We start from the raw sequence: 23,812 nt of genomic DNA on the forward strand, positions 1-23,812 counted from the left end.
GCAGGTTTTTTACATTTTTCACCACGATTTTTATCACGAACAGGATACGAAACATGTGTGGCATTGTAGGTGCAGTTTCAGAACGGGACGTTCAGGGCATTCTTCTTGAGGGCCTGCGCCGCCTGGAATACCGGGGGTACGATTCCGCCGGTATGGCAGTTTTGGATGGAAAGAGTGCCGTGCAGCGTGCTCGAGAAGTGGGCAAGGTAGCCTCACTTGCCGCTGCAATTGAAGCCAGCCCGCTTACCGGCTATCTGGGCATCGCCCACACCCGTTGGGCAACCCACGGCGAGCCGTCACAACTCAATGCTCACCCCCACATGTCCGGTGATCGCCTAGCAATCGTGCATAACGGCATCATTGAAAACTATCAAGAACTGCGTGAAGAACTAAAGGCCGACGGGTTTGAGTTTACGTCTCAAACCGACACTGAAGTTGTTGTGCACTTAATAGAAAAGAACTTCCGCGAACTGGGCAAACTTTACGATGCGGTGAAGACCTCCGTAACTCGCCTGCGTGGTGCCTATGCACTTGCAGTGGTGCATGCCGATGAGCCTGACCATATGGTTGTTTGCCGTGAAGGCAGCCCGCTGGTGATCGGTGTGGGTATTGGTGAAAACTTTATTGCCTCGGATCAACTGGCACTGCTGCCAGTAACCGATCGATTCATGTTCCTCGAAGAAGGCGATCTTGCGGATATCCGCAAGGACCGCATCGAGATTCACGATCGCGATGGCATGCAGGTTGACCGACCCACAAACCGCTTTGAACACAGCTCAGACTCCGCAGATAAAGGCGAGTATCGGCACTATATGCTCAAGGAAATCCATGAGCAGCCAAGAGTGATCAAGGCGACTATGGAAGGCCGTGTGACAGCCTCACGGGTGCTGGAGCAAGCTCTTGGCACCGAAGCTGGCGACTTACTCAAAGACGTTCGTCACGTACAAATTATTGCCTGTGGCACCAGTTACCACGCTGGAATGGTAGCTCGGTACTGGATCGAAGATTTGGCCGGTGTACCTTGCTCCGTGGAGGTAGCCTCTGAGTTTCGTTATCGCAAACACGTTATCCAGCAAGACACCTTGTTTCTGTGTATTTCCCAGTCTGGCGAGACCGCAGATACCCTAGCTGCACTGCGTCAGGCCAAAAAAGCGGGCTTCCGTGCCGCATTGGCTATCTGCAACGTGCCGGGCAGTTCCTTGGTGCGAGAATCTGATCTGGTCATCATGACTCAGGCTGGCCCGGAGATTGGTGTTGCCTCCACAAAAGCTTTTACTACCCAGCTGGTCGCACTGCTTATTTTCACTCTGGCGCTGGCCCGCAAAAACGGCTTGAGCGAAGAACGCGAAACCGAGATTGTTCAAGCGCTTCATCTAGTACCGGGACAGGTAAACGATGTACTGGCGTTGGAGGGTGAGATTGCAGAGATATCTAAGCGTTTTATGGATAAAAACCATTCCCTGTTCCTAGGTCGCGGCTCGCAGTTCCCTGTGGCCATGGAAGGTGCTCTGAAATTGAAAGAGATTTCCTATATTCACGCTGAAGCCTACCCTGCAGGTGAACTCAAGCACGGACCGCTGGCGCTCGTAGACAGCGAAATGCCGGTGATCACGGTGGCACCCAACAACAGCATGGCCGAAAAGCTGAAATCGAATCTGGAAGAAGTGCGTGCTCGGGGCGGCGAGCTGTTTGTGTTTGCCGATAGCTCAGCGAATATAAAGCCAGAAGAAAACATCCATGTGGTGCAGCTACCGCAAGTACATGAAATAACCGCTCCAATTGTCTATACCGTTCCGTTGCAATTGCTTTCTTACCACGTTGCCGTGCTCAAAGGCACGGATGTGGACCAGCCGAGAAATCTAGCGAAAAGCGTTACGGTTGAGTAGGTTAGAGCGTATCACGAAGAAACTCTCGGTACCCTGCAGGAGTTCGAGCGGTCTGCTCGCGTGATACGCGAGCGCTGCCACTATACAGAAGGCCAGTTTTTGAACGACTTTAAAGTACCGCCTGCCGGACCTTTGCAGACACCCATTCTGAAACAATAACCGTTGCCAGAATAACGAGAAATATTACGGTTACTTGGTTCCAGGCCAATGTGCTCAATGATGACTGGAGTTGTAGGCCCAAGCCACCTGCACCAACCAGCCCGAGAATAGTTGACTCGCGAATGTTGATGTCCCACCGGAAGACTGAAATACCCCAGAATGCCGGGAGGATCTGCGGGATAATCGCGTAATCAATAATCTGGGCACCGGAAGCGCCTGTTGCCCGTATGGCTTCTACCTGCTTCTCATCAATCTCTTCGATAGCCTCATACAAGAGCTTTGCAACGAAACCAATGGAGCGAAGACCGATGGCGATAATTCCCGCCAAAAGCCCCGGGCCTATGATGGCTACTAGCAGCAACGCCCAGATAAGGGAGTTGATTGAACGAGAGGTTACGATGATCAGCAACGCCACTGGGCGCACGAAATAGCGGCTCGGTGTGGTGTTGCCTGCGGCCAAAAATGCTACAGGTATTGCGATGATCACACCAATCAACGTGCCAAGGGTCGCAATGTTCAGGGTATCCCAGAGCGGCTGCCAAAGTTGATTGAGGTAGCCCCAGCGTGGCGGAAGCATGCGACCACCAATATCCGAGGCCTGACGGGGAGCGTCTGCTACAAAAGCCCAGATGGTGTCTTCGGTCATCAGGTTCCAACAAAATACGGTCAACGCTACTAACCAGAACCAACCGAGCCATCGCAGAATGTGTTGTTTTGGGGTGCGGAACTGCCAGATCTGCGTGTCTGCTCCGGATATCATTGAACCCACCGTCGGATATAGGATGAGGAGTATTCCACCACCAACACTATTGCGATGATGATGATTAAAATGGCGCCAGCCGAATCGTATTCGTAGCGATCGATGGCTGTATTCAGAGTGGCTCCTACACCGCCAGCGCCGACGATGCCGATAACCGATGACTCCCGGAAATTGATGTCCAGACGATACAGAGAAAGGCCTATTAGCCGCGGCATCACCTGAGGCTGAACGGCATAGTTAACGACTTGCCACCAACGAGCGCCACTAGCGCGAATGGCGTCGATTTGGGCGCTGTCACAATCTTCGATGTCTTCCGCCAACAGCTTGGATAAAAACCCAATAGAGGCAAACGTCAGCGTAAGAAATCCGGCAAAAGGTCCGAACCCGAACATGGAGACGAGCAGAATTGCGATAATGATTTCCTGAAATGAGCGTGAAAGCGTAATGATGCTCCGGCAGAACATATACACCGGCGCTGGGGCTAGATTACGGGCGGCACCGATGCCGATTGGTACTGAGACTAATACGCCGGCTACGGTAGAGGTTAGAGTCATGGTCAAGCTTTCGATCAGTCCAATCTGGATATCCTGCCAGCGAGAGCTGAAATCCGGTGTTAGAAACCCCTGAATGAAGCGCCATCCTCGTTCTAACCCTTCATAAACCCGAAACCAGTCGACCTCCACCGAGTTGATCGCCAGAATCAGATAGACCACGCTGCCTGACATGATAATCCAGCGCCAGCGTTGGCTTTTGAGCAATACCGGCGGCCGCTTCCAAGTTCGCGAAGAGCTGATAATACTGCTCACGAGCTCACCAGCATTGGCGAGCTATCTAGAGAGCTATTTAGAGAGCTATTTAGAGTGTTATCTAGGAGGACATCGTCGTCTTGTGGCTCATTGGCCTGCTGCATCTGGCCCCAATCCTCGGCGCCGTAGATACGAGTGAGGGCCTCGTGAGATAAGGTTGATGGCAAGCCGTCAAACACCACCTTGCCAGCCCGTAAGCCGATGATTCTGTCTGTAAAATTCTGAGCCAACACAACATCGTGAATATTGATGATGGCGGGCAGGTTCATTTCCCGACAAACGCTCTGAATTAGCCGCATGATTTGGCGGGAGGTTTTAGGATCCAGTGATGCGGTAGGTTCGTCTGCCAGCAAAAGTTCCGGATTCTGCTCCAATGCTCTGGCAATACCTACACGTTGCCGTTGCCCCCCCGAGAGTTCATCAGCCCGTTTGTTGCAGTGATCACCCAGCCCTACGCGGTTCAGTAAACTGAAGGCCTGATCAATGTCAGCCTGAGGGAATCGGCGTAGGAAAGATCGCCAACTGGAGACATAACTCAATCGTCCAGACAATACGTTCTCCATCACCGTAAGACGCTCTACCAGAGCGTACTCCTGAAAAATCATACCGATACGTCGGCGAGCCTGACGCAAAGCCCGGCCGTTGAGGGTGGTCAGCTCGGTTTCACCGAGGCAAACGCTGCCGGCGGTTGGCTCAACCAAGCGGTTGATGCACCGAATCAGGCTTGATTTGCCGGCGCCAGAGGGACCAATCAGTCCTACGACCTGCCCCGCAGGTACGGAGAAACTGATATCGCTCAGCGCTCGGTCGCCGGTTTTGTAGGTTTTTGATAAGGCTTTTAGTTCAAGCACAATTTGTTGCCATTGCTGATAATAAAAGACGGTGGGTGGGCCACATCTCGCAACGTGGCCAACCCACTGACGACAGGTTGTGGTCTGAGCCCTTAGCGGCAGTTGTAAACTACGCCGTTGGCATCATCGATCTTACGAATAACTTCCCAGTGCTCCTGAAAGGTAATCGGGATGAACTGGGCCTCACCTGACTTAGAGAATTCCTCTTCCAGAGAGGTGCCTTCCCAGTTGAAGGAGAAAAACGCCTGCTGAATCTTGTCTTGAAGTTCTGGTGTCAGGTTATGTGCGACGCCGTATCCAGTGGTGGGAAAGGTCTGGGACTTATACAAAGATACAATCTGCTCTTCTTTGATGACGTCCCGGTTCAGCATTCGCGACATAACAGAGTTGGCAACGGCTGCAGCGTCGTAGTCTTTATTGGCAACCCCAAGAATGGAGTTGTCGTGCTTGCCAGAAAACACCGGAGTGAAATCTCTGTTTGGTACAAGGTCATAATCGGCTTTCAGAATCGCAGACGGCGCCTTGAAACCTGAGTTTGAGGTTTCGGAGGTAAAGGCCAGCTCGCGGTCTCTTAGTCCTTCTACATCGGTAATGCCGGAATCCGGATGGGTGATGATTTCCATTTCGTAGCCAAATGACCCATCAGCAGAAGCCATGATGGTGAAAGGGCGGAAACCACCGCATGCAACGGCTATCGGGTTGGAGCCAGTATTGAAACCGGCAATATGGAGGCGTCCGGCGCGCATGGCTTCGATTTGTGCAGCGTTGGATTGCACGGGGAAAAACTGGATTTTCTTACCCGTTTTCTCAGACAGATGGTCTAAAAAGTCGGACCAGGCTTCAGCGTAAACAGAAGGGTCTTCCACCGGCGTGTATGCAAAAATCAGCGTAGAAGGGTCGACCTGCTCAGACTTGGCAGGAATGTCTGCAATCAGATCACCGTCCTGATCACTGTATCGGGAGTCCAGTTTGAATGCGCCCTGTGCGAGCATTGGGGTCATTAGGGCTGCGCATGTTAGTGTCATCAACTTATTCATAGGTGTGTCCTTGGGTAATGAAACCATCATCAGCCAGATACTAATCAGGTAATGTTATGGTTACGTGACACCGACAAGGGATTGAACCCAAAAGTCTGTATCACGCAATCTCGTTTAACCTAGAGGGATCGGCTGATCAGGTGAATGGGGCTGAATGAGACTTTTAAAGCCCCATACAATTGGCGTAGTGAGTGGTGGTCGCAGGCCAGTCTGAAAAGATTCCTATTACACCTATCTCCCGAGCCAGCACATCAATCACGGCATAAATGTCGCCGTCGTTGTTAATGGCATCGCTGATACTTTGGTAATACCAGCCACCACCTTCATTCAAGGGCCCACTGCGCTCCAATGACCAGCCAATCAAATCAAGGCCTGCAGCCTTAGCGTTGAGTGCATAGTCAGACGGAATAATCTTTTGGTGAGCGTCTAGAGTTAGCATTTTCCAAAGTGCGGGTGCCAGAATAGGAACCCCTTGCTGGGTAAGGCTTTCCATGTACGCCATAGATGTGTTCTCTGGGTCGTTACTTTTCTCATCCAGAAATACGGCTTGGCGTCCAAACTCAGGCATTTGATTAACCCAGAATACGACATCATCCAATAGGAATGACTGCGGCCATACATCCTCGGGGCTCACGCCAGCAGAGATGTATTCGTTGATCATCTGTCGGGCATAATCTTCTTGTGTGTAGTCACCTTCAAAAGGCATCTCGACCACCGGTGTTTTCAGCTCGGGGGTGAACTTAAGGCCTAGCTCTTTAATCAGTTGGATGCTTTCGCGATGGCTTAACAGGGTGCCTTCAGTGGCATACAGATTCGTGCGCCAATCGGCGGTGCCGCCAAGATACTCTTGAGGGGTAGTGGCATCTTCATTAAACGCATCCATTTTTCCCCGGAGCGTCTTAAACTCAGCTAGTGTAATGTCACTGGTGCGGCATTCAGCCTCAGCCTTAGTGCCTGCGCTCGGGTTGGCGGGCACGAATGGCTGTGTGCATTTGGCGTTCAGCTCTGGCACGGCCACAATGTTGGTCGTGGTGTGCAGGTCGTTCTGAGCGTGGCGGCAGACTAATTGGCGGTCCTTGGTAAAGGCAACGTCGCACTCAATAATCCCAGCCCCCATTTTGGCAGCTGCCACATAGGATTCGCGGGTATGTTCAGGAAACTGCAACGGCGCGCCACGGTGGGCAATAGAGAAAGCGCTTGCGGTCGGGGTCATAGATTCACACGCTTGCAGCGTACTCTTCAGTTCACCCTCATCCATATCGTTAACCAGAAAGTAAGGTCTGGGACCAAGCTGAACCAGCGATGAGCTGTCATCAGAGGGGGTCGCTTCGGGCGCGCTGGCGTTGTTATCGCTGTCGTTGCAGCCGGATAACATAGCGAGAGCGCCGATGATCAGAGGCAATATAAACAAGATTTTCATAACGGGCCTTTTGTTGGATATATTGGTTTTTCCAGCATCGCGTTAGTCGGCGAGAATGGGGTGATTGGCTAATCTAAGGCTGTACAGGCGCTAATATTGCCTAGGCTTAGTTAACGTCTGATGACAGTTTTTTTAAGCGCTACACATGATTAGTTTTGGTGTCTTTTGGATGGCCAGCTTTTAACTTGTCATCACCACAGAGGATGATTACCATTTGAATGGAAAACAGACCTGCCACGGAACTTGGATGAAAGGCGGGATTTAAAACGGAATTTTAAAAGGGATTTGTTATGAGCACAGCAGCTTTTGCGACCAGCTTTCACTACTGATTCAGCAAGTGCAGGCCGACAATCCTTCGATTATCAATCCTGACCTGATAAAACCCGACCAATTAATCCGCCTGAAAATTCCCCAGCAGTACTGCGCTGCCCCTAGGCCCAACCACCACTTGCTGACCGTGCGTACAGACAATCAATATTGGGTGGCTGAGCTGGAGCGCACCTGAAACCGGAGTACCCGCGAAGAACGTGATTTAATGTCTACTCTGCTACCAGCCTTGATTGGTCTGGGAAGTGCAAAAATGTCGATGATAGACACCACGTTCTCTACCAATGCACCACTTATGCGGGAAATGGTAACCAACCATGAAAACTACAAGGCCGGTGAGAAAGCCAAAGGCCTACAGAGGTGCTTCGTATATCCAGAAGCAAGGGTGTCACACCCACAATAAACATCAAAGCGTCGATCAAGAAGATGCAAGGCGCGGCGTCGCACGCCAAAACAGGCGGCATCTTACTGACTGGGGTAAGTCTAGGTTTGGCCTGCAACCAAATTGCCAACGCCCGAACACAGCGGGATAAAAACGATATCTTGGTGGAAACCGCAGGTGGAGTATTTGGAGGGCTTGTTTTCTCGCTCGGTGCGTCGCTTGTTCTACTTGCTATGACTACTCCTGTTGGCTGGGTTGGCGGTCTGGTTATCGGTTTTGGCGGTGTTGCAGCGGGATATGCTGGAGGTAGAACGGGTGTAGCACTCTATAATCTCAGTGGTGCGAAGGTCGATATTGTTTCGAAAGTAGGCGTCGGAACTCTCTGCTCTGTTGCACAAAAACATGGGCGAAAATCCTTACTTTCCGACTCCTCGTTGTCCATACTTTGAGCCGGAGAGCATTGCTGTGAGTGTTATTGATTTACTCTTTTACATTTACTTCGGCATCATGGGTGTTGGCTTACTGGTGATGCTTGTACTAATCCCCCTCTGGGCTGCACTCCATCACATCCTGCCGTCAAAACTGGACCCTATTTTGTTTCAAAGGCCTTTTTTTAAATCTTCGGAATTACTGAATTACCGGGTTTTCCCGTTGAGCCTTTTCCGCTCACTGAATTAGGTCTATTTGATTGCATTGCCAACTTTTGCCAAGAAGAAACGCTTTAAAGGATTCAACGAACCGCTTCCGGTGGGGTTGTCGACTATCATAATGTGTAAGCTACATGCTGCTCTATGCATATTACTTTTTTTGATGGGCGTCCCTTACTTACTCATTAGTATCTGGGGCCTGTTTGCTCTCTAATCTGAAGTAATATCCGGCAATCCAAAGCATGGCTGTAAGCAGTGTTGCGACGACGATAGCTGGCCCCACGGGCACATCGGAAACCACGGAATAGGCGATCGCGACAAAATGGCCGGTGATTGCACAAATCGCTGCGACAATTGGTGGTTTATCGTGAACAGAACCCACGATCAACGGTGTGATGATTAGGGTCGCGAACACGACGTAAATACCGGCGAGCGACACCGAGTAAGTGACTGAAATGGCGAAAACGGGCATGAAGGCAGCACCGGAAAACCAAGCTGGTAGCTTCCAGCTGAGTAGCCATACAAACGCTGTCATTATCCCCGTTGCTATGATGAGCTCCCAACTTGCCCATAGTAGATCACCCGCAGCCGCCCTCTGCAGTGCTTGAGCGCCGTGAGGGTCACCACTAACCATCAATACCGCCAGACTGGCTCCCAGTACATAGAGAATGCCAATCCACGCCTCTTTGCCCGTGCCGAGAAACCTGAAAATCAGTTGTACGGCTATGGCCGCGAGTAGGGCGAACAGCAAACTGCTTATCGACGCCCCTGCAAGTGTATGGTCTGGCAGGAAATACAATCCCGCCAGAGTTCCCAGCGCCGCCCATTGGGCAATCGCAAGATCCGCAAAAATGACTCCTCGGGCAATCACCTGATACCCCAGTGGCACGAGTAGCAGGCAGAGAAGCGCGCTACCGAGCGCCGGTAGGAGCATCCACTCAAAGGCTCCCATTAGCAACCTCTGGCATGGCACTTTCAAGGCGGTTGATAATTTCAGAAATCAGCTCAGCCAACGTGTCCGTTTTTGAGTCGTCAGTAACGGTTCCCGGTAGTACCAGAATGGGTTTTCGTATTTGAGCCGACAGCCATTGCGCAGGCTTTTGGTTCTGGTGACTGGCAATCAAAATCGCTGCCGCATCTTCTAACCTCGGATCTGCTAATAGCTGATTCAGGTGGCTGGCGCTTGGCGGCAGACCGGGTTTCGGTTCTAGATCCATGGTTGCGCCTATGCCAAGCCATCTTAATAGATAGCTGAACCCGGTGTGCTGGATGACAAGGGAGCGCCCCTGCAAGGCTTTTGCTCTTTCTTGCCAATTCGCACGATGGAAGTTCCAGTTAACGCGCCATTTTATATAACGCGCAAAGATATCTGCCGAGTTGTCTGGCCTCATTGCGCCAAGGCGCTCAGCCAGCGCCTTGGCGATGTTCGGTAGTTGGTCCGGCGAGAGATGCACATGGGGATTTCCCTCGGGATGTACATCTCCCATGCTGCGATCTACGTGATCATGGGGAGCAAACAATTGAGCGTGATCTGAAGCAAAGAACAGCCCGGGTTGCCCCGTCTGAATGTCTGGGTTGCCGGCTCTCTGAAGCAGTGCCGGCAACCAGCCCGCTTCCAGTGAAGCTCCCGTACACACAGCAATGTCGGCCCGACTCATGGCTGCGATTAGGCTGGGCCTTGCTTCTATGTAGTGAGGGTCCTGCAGATAGCTTGTGGCTGTTGTGAAGTGAGCGTCTGGTATGAATACTCGGGCTAGAGCCGTCCATTCGGGCTCACAGGCAAACACATGAAAGTCTGCTCGGGCGGGCAGAGAAATCAGCCCGGTCAATACAGCGAGGATGAGCCAGATTGAGTAGCGCATATCAGTACCCATGAGCCCCGTGTGCGCCGAGCGACACTACATATTGCAGCGCCACGGTATTATCCGCGTTGCTGAACCCGGTTGCCGACTGATGAGTGTATTGGAGCCTGAGTGTCGAAAAATGTGAACGCGACCAGGCCAGCATGACATCTGTTTCTTTCAGGCGTTGGCTGTGGAAGTGATCACCATGTGCTTCACGCAAGTCCACTTCGCCATACCGGATACCCGCCGACCACTGTGGGGCGAATTGGTGAACGCCAGATACGTACCAACCCTCGTGATAGTCATCGGACGTCGCGAATGTGTTTAGGTCATCGGCATAGAGGTATTCCGCGCTGAGTGTGAACTGTTGTTCGCGGGTGTTGCCGTTTGGGGACCATTTCCAAATGGCATCGGCAATGTAGAGGTTTTTACCGGTGTAGGATGCGCCATGACTGTGGTCGTGCCCATGTTCATGATCGAGGGCATGGTCGTGGTTTTCTTCGTCTGTGCTGATCTGACGGTTATGCAGATAGGACAGCCCTGCCTGCCAGCTCTGGGCGGCAGAAAAATCGCCACCTACTCGGGTATTGAGGGTATAGACACCGATATCTTCGGCCCCTTCCGAAAGTTGATTGCCATTGAATGCCTCGGCGCCTATTTGCCAGTAAAACGGTGTGTGTAGGAGAGCATTTATGCGCAGGCCGGTATCGTAATAGTGGCTTCCCAGCAGCGCCCGGTAAGCGGCTGGTCGCTCCACGAAATCATCTTCATGCATATGTCGGCCATTGAGGTAACCTACTTGAGAGAGGAAGCGGCCTGCTCGTACGTTCAGCCCAAGAGGTAAGCCGTTGGTTTGTAAATAAGCTTCTTCAATCAGAACCTCGCTCTCGCCATCATGTTCTTCGAAAACGGTGGTTAACTGCCCCGAAAATAGATCGTCTATGGGAGATGAGAGTGAGAGTTCTGTATGCCCTAGGCCAAATCCTTGTTCTCGGTGAGACAGTGCGGTGTCATTTTGTTTGTAGTGTCCATCCAGAGTAAGGCTTACGTCTGGGTTGAGTTCGCTTGCCTCGGCACCGCTTGTGAGCAGTGCCAGCGATAGGGCGGTAAAAGGTACAATGCGATTTAACATGGATACTCCAACGGCAAGGCAACAAGGCAAACCAGTGAGCACCGGCCTGCCTTGTGAGGTTCAGAATGGGTTAGTGCGAGTGTTCTTCGTTGTGCTCCCCATTTGTCAGGCCCAGCCAGACAACGGAAGACGCGTTAAAGCCTAGGTCGATGCTGCGGACAACATCACCATCAGCCATATCCACCTCGATCACGGTTTGATTGTGCAGTACGAACACGTGTTCTTGAGCCGCCGATACAGTAACCGCCAAGGTATCTTCCTCGCTGGGCGCGTCCATCAGTTGAACGGTTTTGAACAATGCCCAGTTATCGGCGGGGTTGAATAGCCGTAGGCTGCCGTCGTTACCAAGTACATAGAACACCTCACCGTGAGTCGTAAATCCTTGGGTGAGTGGGGCTACGTCTGGGCCAAGGTCCAGCTCTTGGTAAATAGTCGATTCTGACTCTGGATCGATGATAAAGAGCTGGTCTCCTGCAATACCTACCAGCTCTTCAACGTCATGATTGGCGACAAGGGTTCCAATGCGTGCGCCTGTTTCAAGGCTGTCAGGGTTAGCCAATTTGGTAGCTGGATAGCCAGCTTCGTGGAGGTCGATCACCAGCACGCCGTCATCGCACCCAAACCCGAGACTGTGCGCGTTCGCGACGGCACCGTGGAGCTTCGGGCAGGCCTCGTCGTACCGAGTCTCGAAGTTGAAGCTGGAGCCGTCAAAATGATAACGCTCGACTGCCGCTGGGAGTGTGGTATCTGTAATGCCACTATCACGATAGGTCACGAATAGGTGCTCGCCAATCAGTTTGGCAACACCGTGCATGTTGTTTTCAAGATCGAGACTGGCGAGAGTGGAGCTGTTCCCCAAGGTCGCGTCAGAAAAAACTGTCACTTTTGAACGGGCAGCAGAACCACCGTCAAAGAAGACGACACCGTAAGGCTCGTCCAAAGTGTAGTGAGTGGGCTTGTGGTCATTCAGCGTCAAGGGCAGCATGGCCGGGGCTTCGGCATAGTCGTGTAGATGATCGCCGTGATCCTCTGTATAGAGCCCGCCATCAAAGAATGACACTCGATCGCCTTCACGTTGGATAGCAACAGCATACCGATGATCGGGTGATGCATAGAGGTATGGGGGTTCACCGTCCATAGCCATGGACGTAAGTACCTGTTCATCGTCCAAGTTCAAAAACTTCAGGGCCGACGCATCCATATCAAACAGGGCCAGACGCCCGCCGGTATCGATGTCTGTGTTGTTGTGCGCCTCATCTGAACTGCTTCCGCCACAGGCGGTTAGGAGCGTTGCGGTGGTCAGTGCCAAGAGGCGCAACATAGAGGGGAGGGGGTGAGAGTGGTAGATCATAAAGCTTCCTTTTAGATGTTATAACATTGCATTTCTGACATTGAAGCGAGCCAATCCTGATTCAAGACATGGAGTGTTATCCTGTTGGGCGTAGACCGTCTTAGAGGGATTTGGTCACAAAATGGAGTGTTTCTGAACGCTTTAAAATGTTATGTTATAACATATTCGGTGTAAAGCAGAGTTTATCCGACAACGAAGGGTCAGCAAATGGCAGGCAATCCGACACGCATCCCCACTCACTTAGTGCTTGGTTTTCTCGGTGCTGGAAAAACCACGGCAATTCTCAACCTGTTGAAGCAGAAGCCGGAAGGGGAGCGGTGGGCGGTGTTGGTTAATGAATTCGGCGAGGTTGGTATTGACGGAGCCTTTTTGTCGAATCAGGGTGTGGCGGTTAAAGAGGTGCCTGGTGGTTGTATGTGCTGTGTTTCCGGGCTGCCTATGCAGATTGGGCTTAACAGCTTAATCAGTTTTGCCCGTCCGGACCGGCTGTTTATCGAACCAACAGGGTTGGGCCACCCGGCACAGGTAATCGAAACCTTAACGGGCGAGTTTTACAAAGATGTAGTGAGTCTTTGCACATCCGTTTGCTTGGTTGATCCGCGCAGGTTGGAAGACAAACGTGTGCTTGCTAGCCGACAATTTCATGACCAAGTGGCTGTGGCCGATGTGTTGGTGGCGAGCAAATCAGATCTTTGTACGGCTCATCAGTTAGATCAATTTGATAACTGGGCAAATACTTGGCAACCCGCAAAGCAGCGCATTGGGCAGATCAGTGGCGGTGAGCTTCCGCTAGATTGGCTAGCAGGTAGTTCGGGCAACTTGCCTCCACATTATCCCGACAGTCACCACCATCACCACCGTAAAACCTCGGCTGAGAAGCCTTCGCTGGCGGATGAGCCTTGGCAGTCTTACTTCAATCAGGGCGAAGGTTATAACAGCATGGGCTGGCGGGTTCATGAAGACCTGATGTTTGATCCGATTGCGTTGCAAAGCCTGGCCTCCAACGCGGAGTTTGAGCGCTTCAAAGGGGTGGCACGCACGACCGAAGGTTGGTGGATGTTTAATGCCGTGGAGGGTGTTCTAACGCTGCTAGACGCGGAGCCGACCGATGAGTCCCGGCTCGAGATTATCAGCCAAAAATTGGAGCCTGAGCAGCTGGATCAGCAGCTTCGTGCTGCCTTAGCTGAACCCACTAAGAGCAAATTGTGACCGTCTATATTCAGCCGCCCATCTGAAGTTTAACGGGTGGGGAATATAGACACTTTCCCTAGTATTAACTGCAATAAGGTAAAGAAATGCTTTCCAGAAAACGAGTGGTTATCACCATCGCCTCAGCACTCATCGGTTCGCCCCTAATGGCCGCAGACAACCCCGCTTCACATCTGCACGGGCAGGCCAACCTGCAACTTGCTTTCAACGATAATCGGGTTGATTTATTGTTCGAATCTCCTGCTGGTAACTTGCTGGGGTTCGAGCATGAACCGCGTACAACGGAACAACAACAAACGTTAGATAGCGTCACTAGTTGGCTAAAGGCAACACCGCTCATCAATACTTCCGAATCAACATGCACGGTGGAGGCTGCTAACGTTCAGCACCTAGGGCATGATGATGGGCAAGCTCATGCCCACACCCATGGCGAGGAGGAGCATCACGCTGACATTGAAGTTACTCAGGTTCTGGTGTGTTCCGGTCTAAAACAAGCAGTGTCTTTGGTAACGCCTATTTCCACTCGCTTTTCGGGCGTGGAACATCTCACTATCGAATGGGTTGGCCCAGATGGGCAGGGCGCAACCCGATTGGAGCCCGGGAATCAGGCTTTTAAGCTTGGGCGCTGAGGTTACTCTTCATAGGGTTCAACGGCTTCGGCAACCATGGAGTAGGATGAGGTGCCAATGTCGGTTTCGGTGCGGTCAATCACCAGAGTACCTTCAACCCAAACGGGGTCGTACAAAGCTTCAAGCTTAAACCCCTGTTTGTACTTGATGTGGATAATTTGGTTGGGCGGCGGAGGCGGAACGTGTATGCAGGCGCCATAATAGGGAACCAGAAAAAACTCTAATATGCGCATGTCTTTGGTTGTTTTCAGAGGCACGACAAAACCGGGGATTCTGCTTTCAATATTGCTCATTTCCGGAACAACCCGGCCGGTCATAATTTCGTCCGGCAAGAGTGCAGGCCCATCACCGTCATGCTCCAGTTCCGGCATGCTTTCGAGCAATGCCAGATCCTTGGCGGGCATGAGTTCAAGCCAATCAATTTCCCGTGGCTGTGAGTGTGCGGGCACCACCGACATGCTCAGTAGAAAAAACAGAAAAACCGATACGGACGCCCTTGCAGGGCCATTAAAAGAGTGGAGCACTGCAAACTTCCCCGAAAAACTTGCAGCCGTTTAAGCGGCTGCGAATAAGATATTGGAATAATACACGGAGCCGTTACCGATCAACATGAACAGCCAGTTATTATCCAGCGCAGATGGCTCTATCGATAAGCCTGCCGCACTTGAAACCTCAAACCTTACTTTTTGCTGGGATCGTCTTCAGCCGACGTTAAGATTCCCTGATCTTAACCTGCCTCGAGGCGAGCACCTTTTTTTATACGGCCCAAGCGGGACCGGTAAAAGTACGCTCCTAAGCCTCTTGGCTGGAATGCTTTCGCCAGCCAGTGGCGTGGTCAAATTGTTAGGCACCGAATTCCACACGTCAGGTGCAGGCAAGCGCGACCGTTTCCGAGCGGATCATATCGGTGTGATCTTCCAGCAATTCAACCTTGTGCCTTACCTCACCGCCGAAGCCAATGTAACTTTACCTTGTAAACTTTCATCCCGGCGCCAGTCCGCTACAGGGGAAAGCCCAACAGTGGCCGCACAACGGCTATTGTCCGCCTTGGCGATTCCACAGAGCCATTGGCAACGCAAGGTCACCCAGCTCAGCATTGGTCAGCAGCAACGCATTGCCGCTGCACGGGCGCTCATTGGGGCTCCGGAGATTATTTTGGCTGACGAGCCTACATCCGCATTGGATAGCGATAACCGTGACCGCTTCATCAACCTGCTCTTAGGACTGGCAGGCGAGCGCAACACATCCGTGGTGTTTGTTAGCCACGACAGGTCGCTTGCCCGGTGCTTTCATCATCAGATTGAGCTCGGACAGGTGTCAGCATGAAGTTTCGTCTCGCATTGTCTCTTGCAACAGCAAGCCTTTGGTACAGGCGCAAGGTGTTGGCGCTGGTGTGCCTCACCCTTACTCTTAGCGTCACCCTGCTACTTGGCGTTCAATACTTGCGTACTGAGGTGAAGCAATCGTTTACCAGCACCATCAGCGATACCGATCTGATTATCGGCGCCCGCAGTGGCCAGCTTAACCTATTGCTGTACACGGTGTTTCATATGGGAGATGCCACAAACAATATCCGCTGGTCGACTTTTCAGGCGCTCGAAAAAGATGCGCGTATCGACTGGCTGATTCCTATTTCACTGGGTGACAGCTACAAGGGGTTCCGAGTTGTAGCCACCGACAAAGCGTTTAAGGAGTACTTCCGGTACGGCCAAGGTCAACCTTTAAAGCTAGCAGGTGGTCAGTGGTTTGATGGGATTTTTGATGTGGTATTGGGCGCAGGCGTTGCAAGAACCCTGAACCATCATCTCAATGATGACGTCATATTGTCCCATGGGGGTGGGCGTACCAGCTTCTCCAATCACAAAGACACGCCCTTCAAGGTAACCGGCATTCTTGAGGCCACGGGCACACCGGTGGACCAGGCAGTTTATATCAGCCTTCAAGGAATGGAGGCGATACACGTAGGTTGGGAGTCGGGAGTCGCTATTCCAGGGCGCACCCTCACGCCCGAGCGGGCGCAGGCCCGAGATCTCACGCCTAGCGCGATTACCGCCGTATTTGCCGGCCTGGATCGTAAAATTCTGACGTTCCGTGTGCAGCGCGATATTAATCAGTACGCCGAGGAGCCGCTTTCTGCCATTTTGCCAGGTGTCGCTTTGAGTGAGCTATGGCGCTTGATGAGCCAGTTTGAACGGGCGTTGCTTGGCATAACCGGCTTTGTTGTGGTGACCAGTTTGATCGGTTTAATTGCGGTACTGCTCACACTGCAAGCCCAGCGCGCACATGAGATTGCGATCCTGCGCGCGACCGGGGCATCTCCCGGGCTGATCGCCAGCCTCTATGTGATCGAATGCTTGGGGCTTGCAGTGGTGGCTTGTTTGACCGCGCTTGTATTGAGCTCGCTCGCAATCTCAATACTTGGCCCTTGGTTACTGACAAATTACGGCATTCAAATTCAATTGCGCCCCCTGAACCTGGATGAGTGGGTTCTGCTGGCTTCTGTGCCGCTGGCGGCCTTGTTGGTGGCCTTTGTTCCAGCATTGAGCGCTTGGCAGAAAAGTAGGTCACAAGGGTTCGGAAGCCCGGAGGAGTTGTAAAAGAAGCTCGATAGGGCCTCAGTAAAATCTGAAAACTCATCAGTTGCCAATCGTTCTGTGCGTTAACAAAGGTATCCACTAGACTGGGAGCCAGAAATTACTTTGAGCAACATCTACCATGAGACCGCAGTGGGAATATGAAACGACAATCTGGCCAGCCACCTTTAACGCTGAATGAGGCAACCTTATCGTCGCTGTTGGTGAGGCTGCAGCAGAACAAATTGTCTGCCAGTCAGCTTCTTGAAAGCTGCCTCAGCAATATCGATCACTACGATGACCCTGCCAATCAGGTTTACACCGCCCGCTTTGATCGCACAGCCAGAGCTGAGGCCGCCGCTATTGATACGCTGCAACAGAGTAGTGTGCCAATGGGAGAGCTTGCCGGGCTGCCCATTGCACTAAAAGTGCTGTTTGATGTTGCCGGTGAAGTGACCCATTCCGGCTCCAAATGGTGGAGCCAGAAAGCACAAAGCGATGCGCTGATTGTTTCGCGCCTGCGCCGGGCTGGAGCGGTTATCACCGGCCATACCAACATGACCGAATTTGCATACTCAGGCCTTGGGCTTAACCCGCACTACGGCACGCCTGCCAACCCGCTAGCACCAGGCCGTATATCCGGAGGCTCATCATCCGGAGCTGCAGCCGCTGTCGCTTGTGGAATGGCTGTAGCAGCCATTGGAAGTGACACTGGCGGATCGGTGCGCATACCTGCAGCTTTCTGCGGTTTGGTGGGTTTCAAACCTACCCAAAAACGCATACCACGTGATGGTGTGTTCCCCTTATCTCACAGCCTCGATTCCATTGGCCCTATCGCTCATAGCGTTGATTGCTGTGCGCGTTTGGATGCCGTGATGGCAGGGGAGTCTTGGCAGAAGAACCGTCAGGCAGATCTGCGCGGCCGCCGCTTTGTGGTACCCACCAACTACATGCTGGATGACTTGTCTTCCGGGGTCGCTGAAGCGTTCGCCAGCAGTCTGCGCAAACTGCGCGATTGTGGGGCCCATATCGTGGAAACACAGGTTCCTGTGTTGGATAGGTTACCGGAGCTTATGAAGAGTGGAGGGCTTGCAGCCGCTGAGAGCTATCATGTCCATCGCCATTGGCTGCAGCAACATGGAAACGAATACGACCCACGGGTGCGGGAGCGCATGGAGCGGGGCGCGGGTATCAGCGCTGCAGATTACCTCGACCTACTGCAGCTACGGGCGGCGCTAAAAAAGCAGGCAGACCATTGGCTTAGTGCCTACGACGGACTTCTTGCACCCACGGTTGCTATTGCACCACCTCTGCTCACAGAGCTGGAGAGCGACGCGGATTACTTGCGCCTGAACTTACTTGTATTACGCAACCCAACGGTCGCGAACCTTCTTGATCTCTGCGCTATTACGCTCCCAAACCATCCAAGTGGTGACTTGCCCAGCGCCCTGATGTTAGTTGGCCGACATGGCTCCGATCGCAGTGTGCTTGGCGTCGCGCAGGCTGTGGAAGAGGCAATCTCACCGTGAGTTGGAAGCCGGTGCTCGAATCTGCCGGGTTGGATGCCTGGATTGTCAGGATGTTTGCGTCGATTGACGAGCGCAATGTGTCTTGGTTGTCTGCGCTGGCGCGCCGGTGTGAGGAGGCCTTTGGCGATGCGTTGGTTGATCTCGTACCTTCCTATACAACGCTTCTGGTTGTGTTTGACCCGCTTAATGTCTCGCCCTCGCAGGCGCGGGCAATTATTTGCGAGACGTTGGCTGGTCTAGAGCCGGAAGAGACTGCCCATGAAGGTGAGGTGCACGAATTGCCCACCTGGTACGACATTAGCGTAGGCCCAGAACTACAAAGGGTGGCTGAAGGCGCGGGTATGGCGGTTAGTGAAGTGGTTGAAGCCCACAGCCAGCGTACCTATAAGGTTTTTGCCTTGGGATTTGCTCCGGGCTTTGCCTTTATGGGGTTAGTCGACCCACGCCTTGAGTGCGCGCGTCTGGATACGCCCCGTAAGCGGGTACCAGCCGGAAGTGTTGCTCTTGCGGGGCTCCAAACAGCGGCATACCCAACTGAAACCCCGGGCGGTTGGAATCTGTTGGGGCGCACCAGTGCCCGTCTATTCGACCGTGAGCGTGAGGGGTTTAGCCTTCTAAGGGTTGGTGATCGGGTACGTTTTGTCCCTGTGAGCCGCGAGGTATTTGAGCGCGAGGGCGGAAACACCACGCCATTGGAGCCAATAACGTGACGCAACATAACTCGCCTGAGGCGGATATCCGAGTGTTGCGCGCCGGGCCTCTCGCTTTGCTGCAAGATAGCGGGCGGTTTGGGGTGCGGCATTTAGGTGTTACTCAGGGCGGGCCAGCAGATATTTACTCTTGGGCCTGGGCCAACCATCTCACTGGCAATCCTTGGGGAACGGCGAATCTGGAGGTCACCTTCGGCGGTCTAAAGCTCATCGCGGTAAGAGATCTGGAAATCGCGATTACCGGTGCAGACTTGGGCGCAACTATTGAGCACAAACCCGTCGCCCTGTGGCAGCGAACACGCTGGAAAGCTGGCGACACACTGACATTCGCTGCGCCTGTAAGTGGGCTAAGGGCTTATCTTGCTGTGTGTGGTGGCTTTGCGGCAGAGCCCGTGTTGGGCAGCGTGGCTTGCGTAACCCGTGAAGAGTTGGGTGGTTTTGAAGGCAATGGCGCAAAGTTGGCAACAGGCGATGAGCTTTCGGTTAATCGTTCAGGTTCCGGCCAACAACTGGCAAACGCGCCAACTGAAGCTCCGAAGAATGTTTTGCCAGATTTCAGCCAGCCAGCGGTGCTGGATCTTCTGCCGGGTGCCCAGATTGCATCTTTCACTGGTCGCAGCCTGTTCGACGCATTTAATACTTGGTGGCAAGTGGATGACCGTGCTGACCGAATGGGTGTGCGCCTTATAGGTCCGCGGCTGAATTGCAAGATCAACACGCTTATTTCAGAAGGCATTAGTCTCGGCAGCATTCAGGTGCCACCGGATGGTCAGCCGATTGTCTTGCTGAATGATCGCCAGACCATTGGCGGTTACCCCCGGTTAGGCGCTCTGTCGCCGCTGTCTGCTTCACGGTTAGCTCAGTGTTTACCGAGAGAGCCTGTAAGGCTGATTGCAAGAGGGAGTGACGCTGTACTCAAAGAACACCGGAGGTTCAGGGCTGTTTTCCACTCAGAGTCTGTTTAGAGCGCGCTGAGTGGTGCGAAGCTGGCAGTACTAAAGAATAAGGCTATCCTGTATCTTTATACCATTAACCGGCGCAGAAATATCAAGGAAGATACAGGCTTGTCGCCCTATACTATTTTGGCCCGCTAACCCAGAAGACTCCCGCAATGCCCACAACCATTTTTTCCGCCTTCACCAGCAATTTTCTTGGTAAGGCTCCGGTCTGGTACAAGCAGATCATCGTCCTGTTTTTAATCGTCAACCCGATTGTGATGTACCTGTTAGGGCCGGTTTCTGCGGGCTGGCTGCTTATCGCCGAGTTTATCTTCACCCTTGCCATGGCGCTGAAATGCTACCCTCTGCTGCCCGGCGGCTTGCTGGCAATAGAAGCCTTGTTGATAGGCCTAACCACGCCAGACGCGGTGTATTTGGAAGTGCTCACCAACTTCCCGGTTATTCTGTTGCTGATGTTCATGGTGGCAGGTATTTATTTTATGCAGGATCTGCTGCTAGTTGCGTTCACCCAGATTTTGGTGGGAGTGCGTTCTAAGTCGGCCCTGTCTCTTTTGTTCTGCATTGCGGCTGCGGTGCTTTCCGCTTTTTTGGATGCGCTGACGGTCACCGCCGTTATTATCAGCGTTGCTGTCGGTTTCTTCTCCGTTTATCACAAGGTGGCCTCTGGTAAGGGGTATCAGAGCAGCGATCACAACTCCGATAGTGATGACGAGGTTATTGAGCTGCACCGCGACGATTTGGAAAACTTTCGGGCTTTTCTGCGCAGCTTGCTAATGCACGGTGCCATAGGCACGGCCCTTGGTGGCGTTGCAACCATGGTGGGCGAGCCCCAAAACCTGTTGATTGCCAAGGTGGTAGGTTGGGACTTTATCGGGTTCTTCCTGCACATGGCGCCAGTGAGCTTGCCGGTGTTGGCAGCCGGGTTAGTAACCTGCTGGGTACTGGAGAAAATGCGCTGGTTTGGCTATGGCGGTCGCTTGCCTAAATCGGTGCGCCGTGTGTTGGAAGAGTTTGCGGATAACGAGCGCGCCAAGCGCACCAAGGCTGATCAGGCGGCACTTTGGGTACAGGCTTGCGCGGCGGTTATTCTGGTGGTGGGTTTGGCTTTGCATCTGGCCGAAGTGGGCCTGATTGGTTTGCTTGTGATTATCCTGATCACCTCGTTTACCGGTGTAACCAGTGAGCACCAAATAGGTAAAGCCTTTCAGGAGTCTCTGCCGTTCACATCGCTTCTGGTTGTGTTCTTTGCAGTGGTAGCAGTGATCCACGAGCAGCACTTGTTCAAACCCGTCATCGATTACGTACTGTCACTTCCGGAAGGGCAGCAACCGGGCATGTTCTTCATTGCCAACGGCCTGCTTTCGATGATCAGCGATAACGTGTTTGTGGCAACGGTTTATATAAGTGAAATTAAACAAGCTCTGGATGCGGGCAGTATCAGTTATGAGCACTTTCAGAGCCTTGCCGTTGCAATCAATACCGGCACCAACTTGCCAAGCGTAGCAACCCCCAATGGTCAGGCCGCTTTTCTGTTTTTGCTGACATCGGCCATTGCGCCATTGGTTCGGCTGTCCTATGGTCGAATGGTTGTTATGGCGTTCCCTTACACGGTGGTGATGGGAGGTGTGGGATTGTATATGGTTATGTACCATATCTAAGATGCAAAAAATTTGGCGTTCTCACTGTGCCTCGGTTTCTATCCGGCACTTTTTCGCTCGGCGTGTGATTGTGTTTGCGCTATGGGGGCTTGTTGTCCTCGCAAAGCCTGTGTTGGCTGATACGGGCGGAAATGCAGTGCGCATTGGTTATACCGAGTTCCCTCCCATTGAATACCAGAATGAACAGGGCCAGCCTGCGGGCTATTTTATTGAACTCACTCGAAAAGTTGTTGAGGAAGCAGGCTATGAGCCCGAGTTTATTTACTTGCCTATAAGCCGGGCTTATCTGTATTTAAAAAGCGGCGCGATTGATTTGTTTCCTGGTCTCTCCGGGGTTCCGGTGCTTCAGGGTGAGGTGCTAGAGAGCTGGGTGAATGTATACCCGGTTAAGTTGTACGCCTGGCACCTAGAGGACTCGACCCCGTTGACACATTTTGATCAGCTTGAGGGTAAAACCGTTATTGTAATCAATGGCTATACCTACGGTGGCCTGCTTTCTTGGCTTGAGAAATCTGATCGCATACGGTTAACCGAGGCGCCTAATAATCGCGCAGCGCTTGAGATGTTGAGGCTCAAGCGCGGAGATTATGTGTTGGATTACCTTGAACCGGCTGAGGAAATACTGCGCCAACAACCCACTCATAGAATTCGTGGTTCGGAACTGCGATCACGCTATTCAGCATGGCTTTATTCTCTGGCGAGCCCCAGAGCATCACTGCTCCGGGAGGAGCTTGACGATGCTTATCTACGCCTTCTCAGCCGGGGTGAGGTGGCGCCCGTTCGGGAGTTCAAGGCAGGCTTCGTTATCCCCGGATTTCCTGAAGAGCACCGTTAAGAGGGCGCTCTAGTTGGGGTCAGCGCGGGTGAGAGTGATATCGCCATACCAAGCAGTTGCCTCTTCGCCGGTATTGTCTGAATCCGACATGATTGCAATACCCCGAATGGGCGGAGGGCTTTCCCCAAAGGCTTGGTGATAATCCGCAACAATATCCCGTTCTATACTCACCCACTCCCCGGCTTTCTCTTTGCCAGAGTTGACGGCAATCATCATGGTTTTGTCGGTATAGGGGTTGGGTATAAATTCGCCCTCCGGCAGAGTGTTTGCCCAAATGTAGTTCAAGGCATTGCCCGGTAGCTCTGCACCAAAGAGCAGTGCTACGGTTTTGCGCTTGGCCCGTTCAAAAAATCCAGCTTTCTCTGGTTCAAACTCGAAGGCAATGTAAATCCGGGCAGGGTAGTCATCGCCGGGTTTTGTACGGGCATTGCCCTTCTCAAAAACATTAGATACCTTCCAGCGCCAGCTCAGTATCGGTGAACTTTCTGGCTGTGTATCCAACCGTGTGATAAGGCCAGACGCTCCGCCGGAGGTGTTGGCCTGAATAACCTGAACACCATTCTCAAGCACCAGTTCGTAGCGGGAATGTGTTTCTATGTCAGGGAACTCCAGCGGCTCCCAACCGTCTGTCAGCGATGTCATTTTGGAGAATGCAGGGAGCAGCGGCTCTTGTGCCAGAAGGTGCGGGGAGGCGAGGCTGGCTAGAGTAACAACAAGCCAACTAATAGCGCGGGTGGTGATCAGCATAAAATTGTCCCACTTTGCAGTGTGTTTGTGGTAGGGCGGCGAGCCGGTAAAGTTGCCTTGTTTCTCGAAATTATCCCGTATATAGTGCCGTAATCCTTGGTTGAATACCAAATATGGTATTCGGGAATCCGGTGAGAATCCGGAACTGACGCGCAGCGGTATTGGGGAACGAGCGTGGCACAAAGACACTGGCGCAAGCCGGGAAGTCGCCACGCAAGGCAGAACCGACAGGTTCATGCCCCTGAGTCCGAAGACCAGCCAAGGAATACATACTGTACCTTCGCGACTCAGGCGCCAACTTAGGCCCTACAAGGTAAGCAGCAACAAACAATGCATAGAACAGCCTCTACAGGCTGTTGTG

23 protein-coding genes and 1 riboswitch are annotated in these 23,812 nt (G+C 52.6%); of the genes, 12 read left to right on the plus strand and 11 right to left on the minus strand.

The window, feature by feature from the left end:
- Positions 1-53 precede the first annotated feature (53 nt).
- Positions 54-1,886: a glutamine--fructose-6-phosphate transaminase (isomerizing) gene (gene glmS / locus MWU62_RS02515; protein ID WP_247113258.1), complete on the plus strand. Its 1,833-nt coding sequence runs from the start codon at positions 54-56 to the stop codon at positions 1,884-1,886.
- Between the two features lie 109 nt (positions 1,887-1,995).
- Here the strand turns inward: glmS and phnE (MWU62_RS02520) are convergent, their stop codons facing one another.
- From phnE (MWU62_RS02520) to MWU62_RS02540, 5 genes are all read right to left on the minus strand, one after another.
- Entirely contained in the window at positions 1,996-2,805 is an 810-nt protein-coding gene (phnE, locus tag MWU62_RS02520; RefSeq protein WP_247113259.1) for a phosphonate ABC transporter, permease protein PhnE, read from the minus strand.
- Positions 2,802-3,611 (minus strand): phosphonate ABC transporter, permease protein PhnE, encoded by an 810-nt coding sequence (gene phnE, locus MWU62_RS02525; RefSeq protein WP_247113260.1) that lies wholly within the window; start codon positions 3,609-3,611, stop codon positions 2,802-2,804. Before phnE (MWU62_RS02525) ends, phnE (MWU62_RS02520) begins: the two co-directional genes overlap by 4 nt.
- Positions 3,608-4,462 carry a phosphonate ABC transporter ATP-binding protein gene (gene phnC, locus MWU62_RS02530; RefSeq protein ID WP_247113261.1) on the minus strand — a complete coding sequence of 285 codons (855 nt, stop codon included), beginning with the start codon at positions 4,460-4,462 and terminating at the stop codon, positions 3,608-3,610. Before phnC ends, phnE (MWU62_RS02525) begins: the two co-directional genes overlap by 4 nt.
- Positions 4,463-4,554: 92 nt before the next feature.
- Complete coding sequence (phnD, locus tag MWU62_RS02535) at positions 4,555-5,499, minus strand: phosphate/phosphite/phosphonate ABC transporter substrate-binding protein (RefSeq protein ID WP_200363878.1); 945 nt, start codon at positions 5,497-5,499, stop codon at positions 4,555-4,557.
- A gap of 163 nt (positions 5,500-5,662) precedes the next feature.
- Positions 5,663-6,919: a glycerophosphodiester phosphodiesterase family protein gene (locus MWU62_RS02540; protein WP_247113262.1), complete on the minus strand. Its 1,257-nt coding sequence runs from the start codon at positions 6,917-6,919 to the stop codon at positions 5,663-5,665.
- A 535-nt stretch (positions 6,920-7,454) separates the two neighbouring features.
- Here MWU62_RS02540 and MWU62_RS02545 point away from each other — a divergent pair.
- Positions 7,455-7,649: a hypothetical protein gene (locus tag MWU62_RS02545; RefSeq protein WP_247113263.1), complete on the plus strand. Its 195-nt coding sequence runs from the start codon at positions 7,455-7,457 to the stop codon at positions 7,647-7,649.
- Positions 7,650-7,735: 86 nt separating this feature from the next.
- Positions 7,736-8,077 (plus strand): hypothetical protein, encoded by a 342-nt coding sequence (locus MWU62_RS02550; protein ID WP_247113264.1) that lies wholly within the window; start codon positions 7,736-7,738, stop codon positions 8,075-8,077.
- 376 nt (positions 8,078-8,453) lie between these two features.
- Here MWU62_RS02550 and MWU62_RS02555 read toward each other — a convergent pair whose 3' ends face one another.
- The 4 genes from MWU62_RS02555 to MWU62_RS02570 form a co-directional block, all read right to left on the minus strand.
- A complete protein-coding gene (locus MWU62_RS02555; RefSeq protein WP_247113265.1) occupies positions 8,454-9,227 on the minus strand; it encodes a metal ABC transporter permease in 774 nt (257 codons plus the stop codon).
- Positions 9,214-10,149: a zinc ABC transporter substrate-binding protein gene (locus MWU62_RS02560; protein WP_247113266.1), complete on the minus strand. Its 936-nt coding sequence runs from the start codon at positions 10,147-10,149 to the stop codon at positions 9,214-9,216. Before MWU62_RS02560 ends, MWU62_RS02555 begins: the two co-directional genes overlap by 14 nt.
- A complete protein-coding gene (locus MWU62_RS02565; protein ID WP_247113267.1) occupies positions 10,139-11,251 on the minus strand; it encodes a hypothetical protein in 1,113 nt (370 codons plus the stop codon). Before MWU62_RS02565 ends, MWU62_RS02560 begins: the two co-directional genes overlap by 11 nt.
- A 70-nt stretch (positions 11,252-11,321) precedes the next feature.
- Entirely contained in the window at positions 11,322-12,602 is a 1,281-nt protein-coding gene (locus tag MWU62_RS02570; protein WP_247113268.1) for a hypothetical protein, read from the minus strand.
- A 207-nt stretch (positions 12,603-12,809) separates the two neighbouring features.
- Between MWU62_RS02570 and MWU62_RS02575 the strand changes: the two genes are divergently transcribed.
- Together MWU62_RS02575 and MWU62_RS02580 are read left to right on the plus strand one after the other, a co-directional pair.
- The gene (locus MWU62_RS02575; protein WP_247113269.1) at positions 12,810-13,811 is read left to right on the plus strand and encodes a GTP-binding protein; all 1,002 of its coding nucleotides are present in this window, start codon (positions 12,810-12,812) and stop codon (positions 13,809-13,811) included.
- An 86-nt stretch (positions 13,812-13,897) separates the two neighbouring features.
- Positions 13,898-14,440 (plus strand): DUF2796 domain-containing protein, encoded by a 543-nt coding sequence (locus tag MWU62_RS02580; RefSeq protein WP_200363893.1) that lies wholly within the window; start codon positions 13,898-13,900, stop codon positions 14,438-14,440.
- 2 nt (positions 14,441-14,442) lie between these two features.
- Here MWU62_RS02580 and MWU62_RS02585 read toward each other — a convergent pair whose 3' ends face one another.
- A complete protein-coding gene (locus tag MWU62_RS02585) occupies positions 14,443-14,898 on the minus strand; it encodes a DUF3299 domain-containing protein (RefSeq protein WP_247113311.1) in 456 nt (151 codons plus the stop codon).
- Between the two features lie 151 nt (positions 14,899-15,049).
- Here MWU62_RS02585 and MWU62_RS02590 point away from each other — a divergent pair, with 151 nt between their 5' ends.
- The 7 genes from MWU62_RS02590 to MWU62_RS02620 all read left to right on the plus strand — a co-directional run bounded on the left by MWU62_RS02590 (position 15,050) and on the right by MWU62_RS02620 (position 22,704).
- Positions 15,050-15,766 (plus strand): ABC transporter ATP-binding protein, encoded by a 717-nt coding sequence (locus MWU62_RS02590; RefSeq protein ID WP_200363895.1) that lies wholly within the window; start codon positions 15,050-15,052, stop codon positions 15,764-15,766.
- Positions 15,763-17,037, plus strand: coding sequence for an ABC transporter permease (locus MWU62_RS02595; protein WP_247113270.1), 1,275 nt, complete (start codon positions 15,763-15,765; stop codon positions 17,035-17,037). The genes MWU62_RS02590 and MWU62_RS02595 overlap by 4 nt, the downstream gene beginning before the upstream one ends.
- A gap of 137 nt (positions 17,038-17,174) precedes the next feature.
- Positions 17,175-18,542 carry an amidase gene (locus MWU62_RS02600; protein WP_247113271.1) on the plus strand — a complete coding sequence of 456 codons (1,368 nt, stop codon included), beginning with the start codon at positions 17,175-17,177 and terminating at the stop codon, positions 18,540-18,542.
- Entirely contained in the window at positions 18,539-19,252 is a 714-nt protein-coding gene (locus MWU62_RS02605; protein ID WP_320159684.1) for an allophanate hydrolase subunit 1, read from the plus strand. Before MWU62_RS02600 ends, MWU62_RS02605 begins: the two co-directional genes overlap by 4 nt.
- Complete coding sequence (locus MWU62_RS02610) at positions 19,249-20,217, plus strand: biotin-dependent carboxyltransferase family protein (RefSeq protein ID WP_247113272.1); 969 nt, start codon at positions 19,249-19,251, stop codon at positions 20,215-20,217. Before MWU62_RS02605 ends, MWU62_RS02610 begins: the two co-directional genes overlap by 4 nt.
- A gap of 146 nt (positions 20,218-20,363) precedes the next feature.
- Positions 20,364-21,869 carry a sodium/proton antiporter NhaB gene (nhaB, locus tag MWU62_RS02615; protein ID WP_200363903.1) on the plus strand — a complete coding sequence of 502 codons (1,506 nt, stop codon included), beginning with the start codon at positions 20,364-20,366 and terminating at the stop codon, positions 21,867-21,869.
- Positions 21,870-21,939: 70 nt separating this feature from the next.
- Positions 21,940-22,704, plus strand: a complete 765-nt coding sequence (locus MWU62_RS02620; protein ID WP_247113273.1) for a transporter substrate-binding domain-containing protein — start codon at positions 21,940-21,942, stop codon at positions 22,702-22,704.
- Positions 22,705-22,713: 9 nt separating this feature from the next.
- On the opposite strand, the gene MWU62_RS02625 is transcribed toward MWU62_RS02620, so the two are convergent.
- Complete coding sequence (locus tag MWU62_RS02625) at positions 22,714-23,451, minus strand: DUF3047 domain-containing protein (RefSeq protein ID WP_247113274.1); 738 nt, start codon at positions 23,449-23,451, stop codon at positions 22,714-22,716.
- Between the two features lie 80 nt (positions 23,452-23,531).
- Positions 23,532-23,729, plus strand: a riboswitch (cobalamin riboswitch).
- The last annotated feature ends 83 nt before the right edge of the window (positions 23,730-23,812 follow it).

Source organism: Marinobacter sp. S6332 (assembly GCF_023016045.1).
Classification (GTDB): domain Bacteria; phylum Pseudomonadota; class Gammaproteobacteria; order Pseudomonadales; family Oleiphilaceae; genus Marinobacter.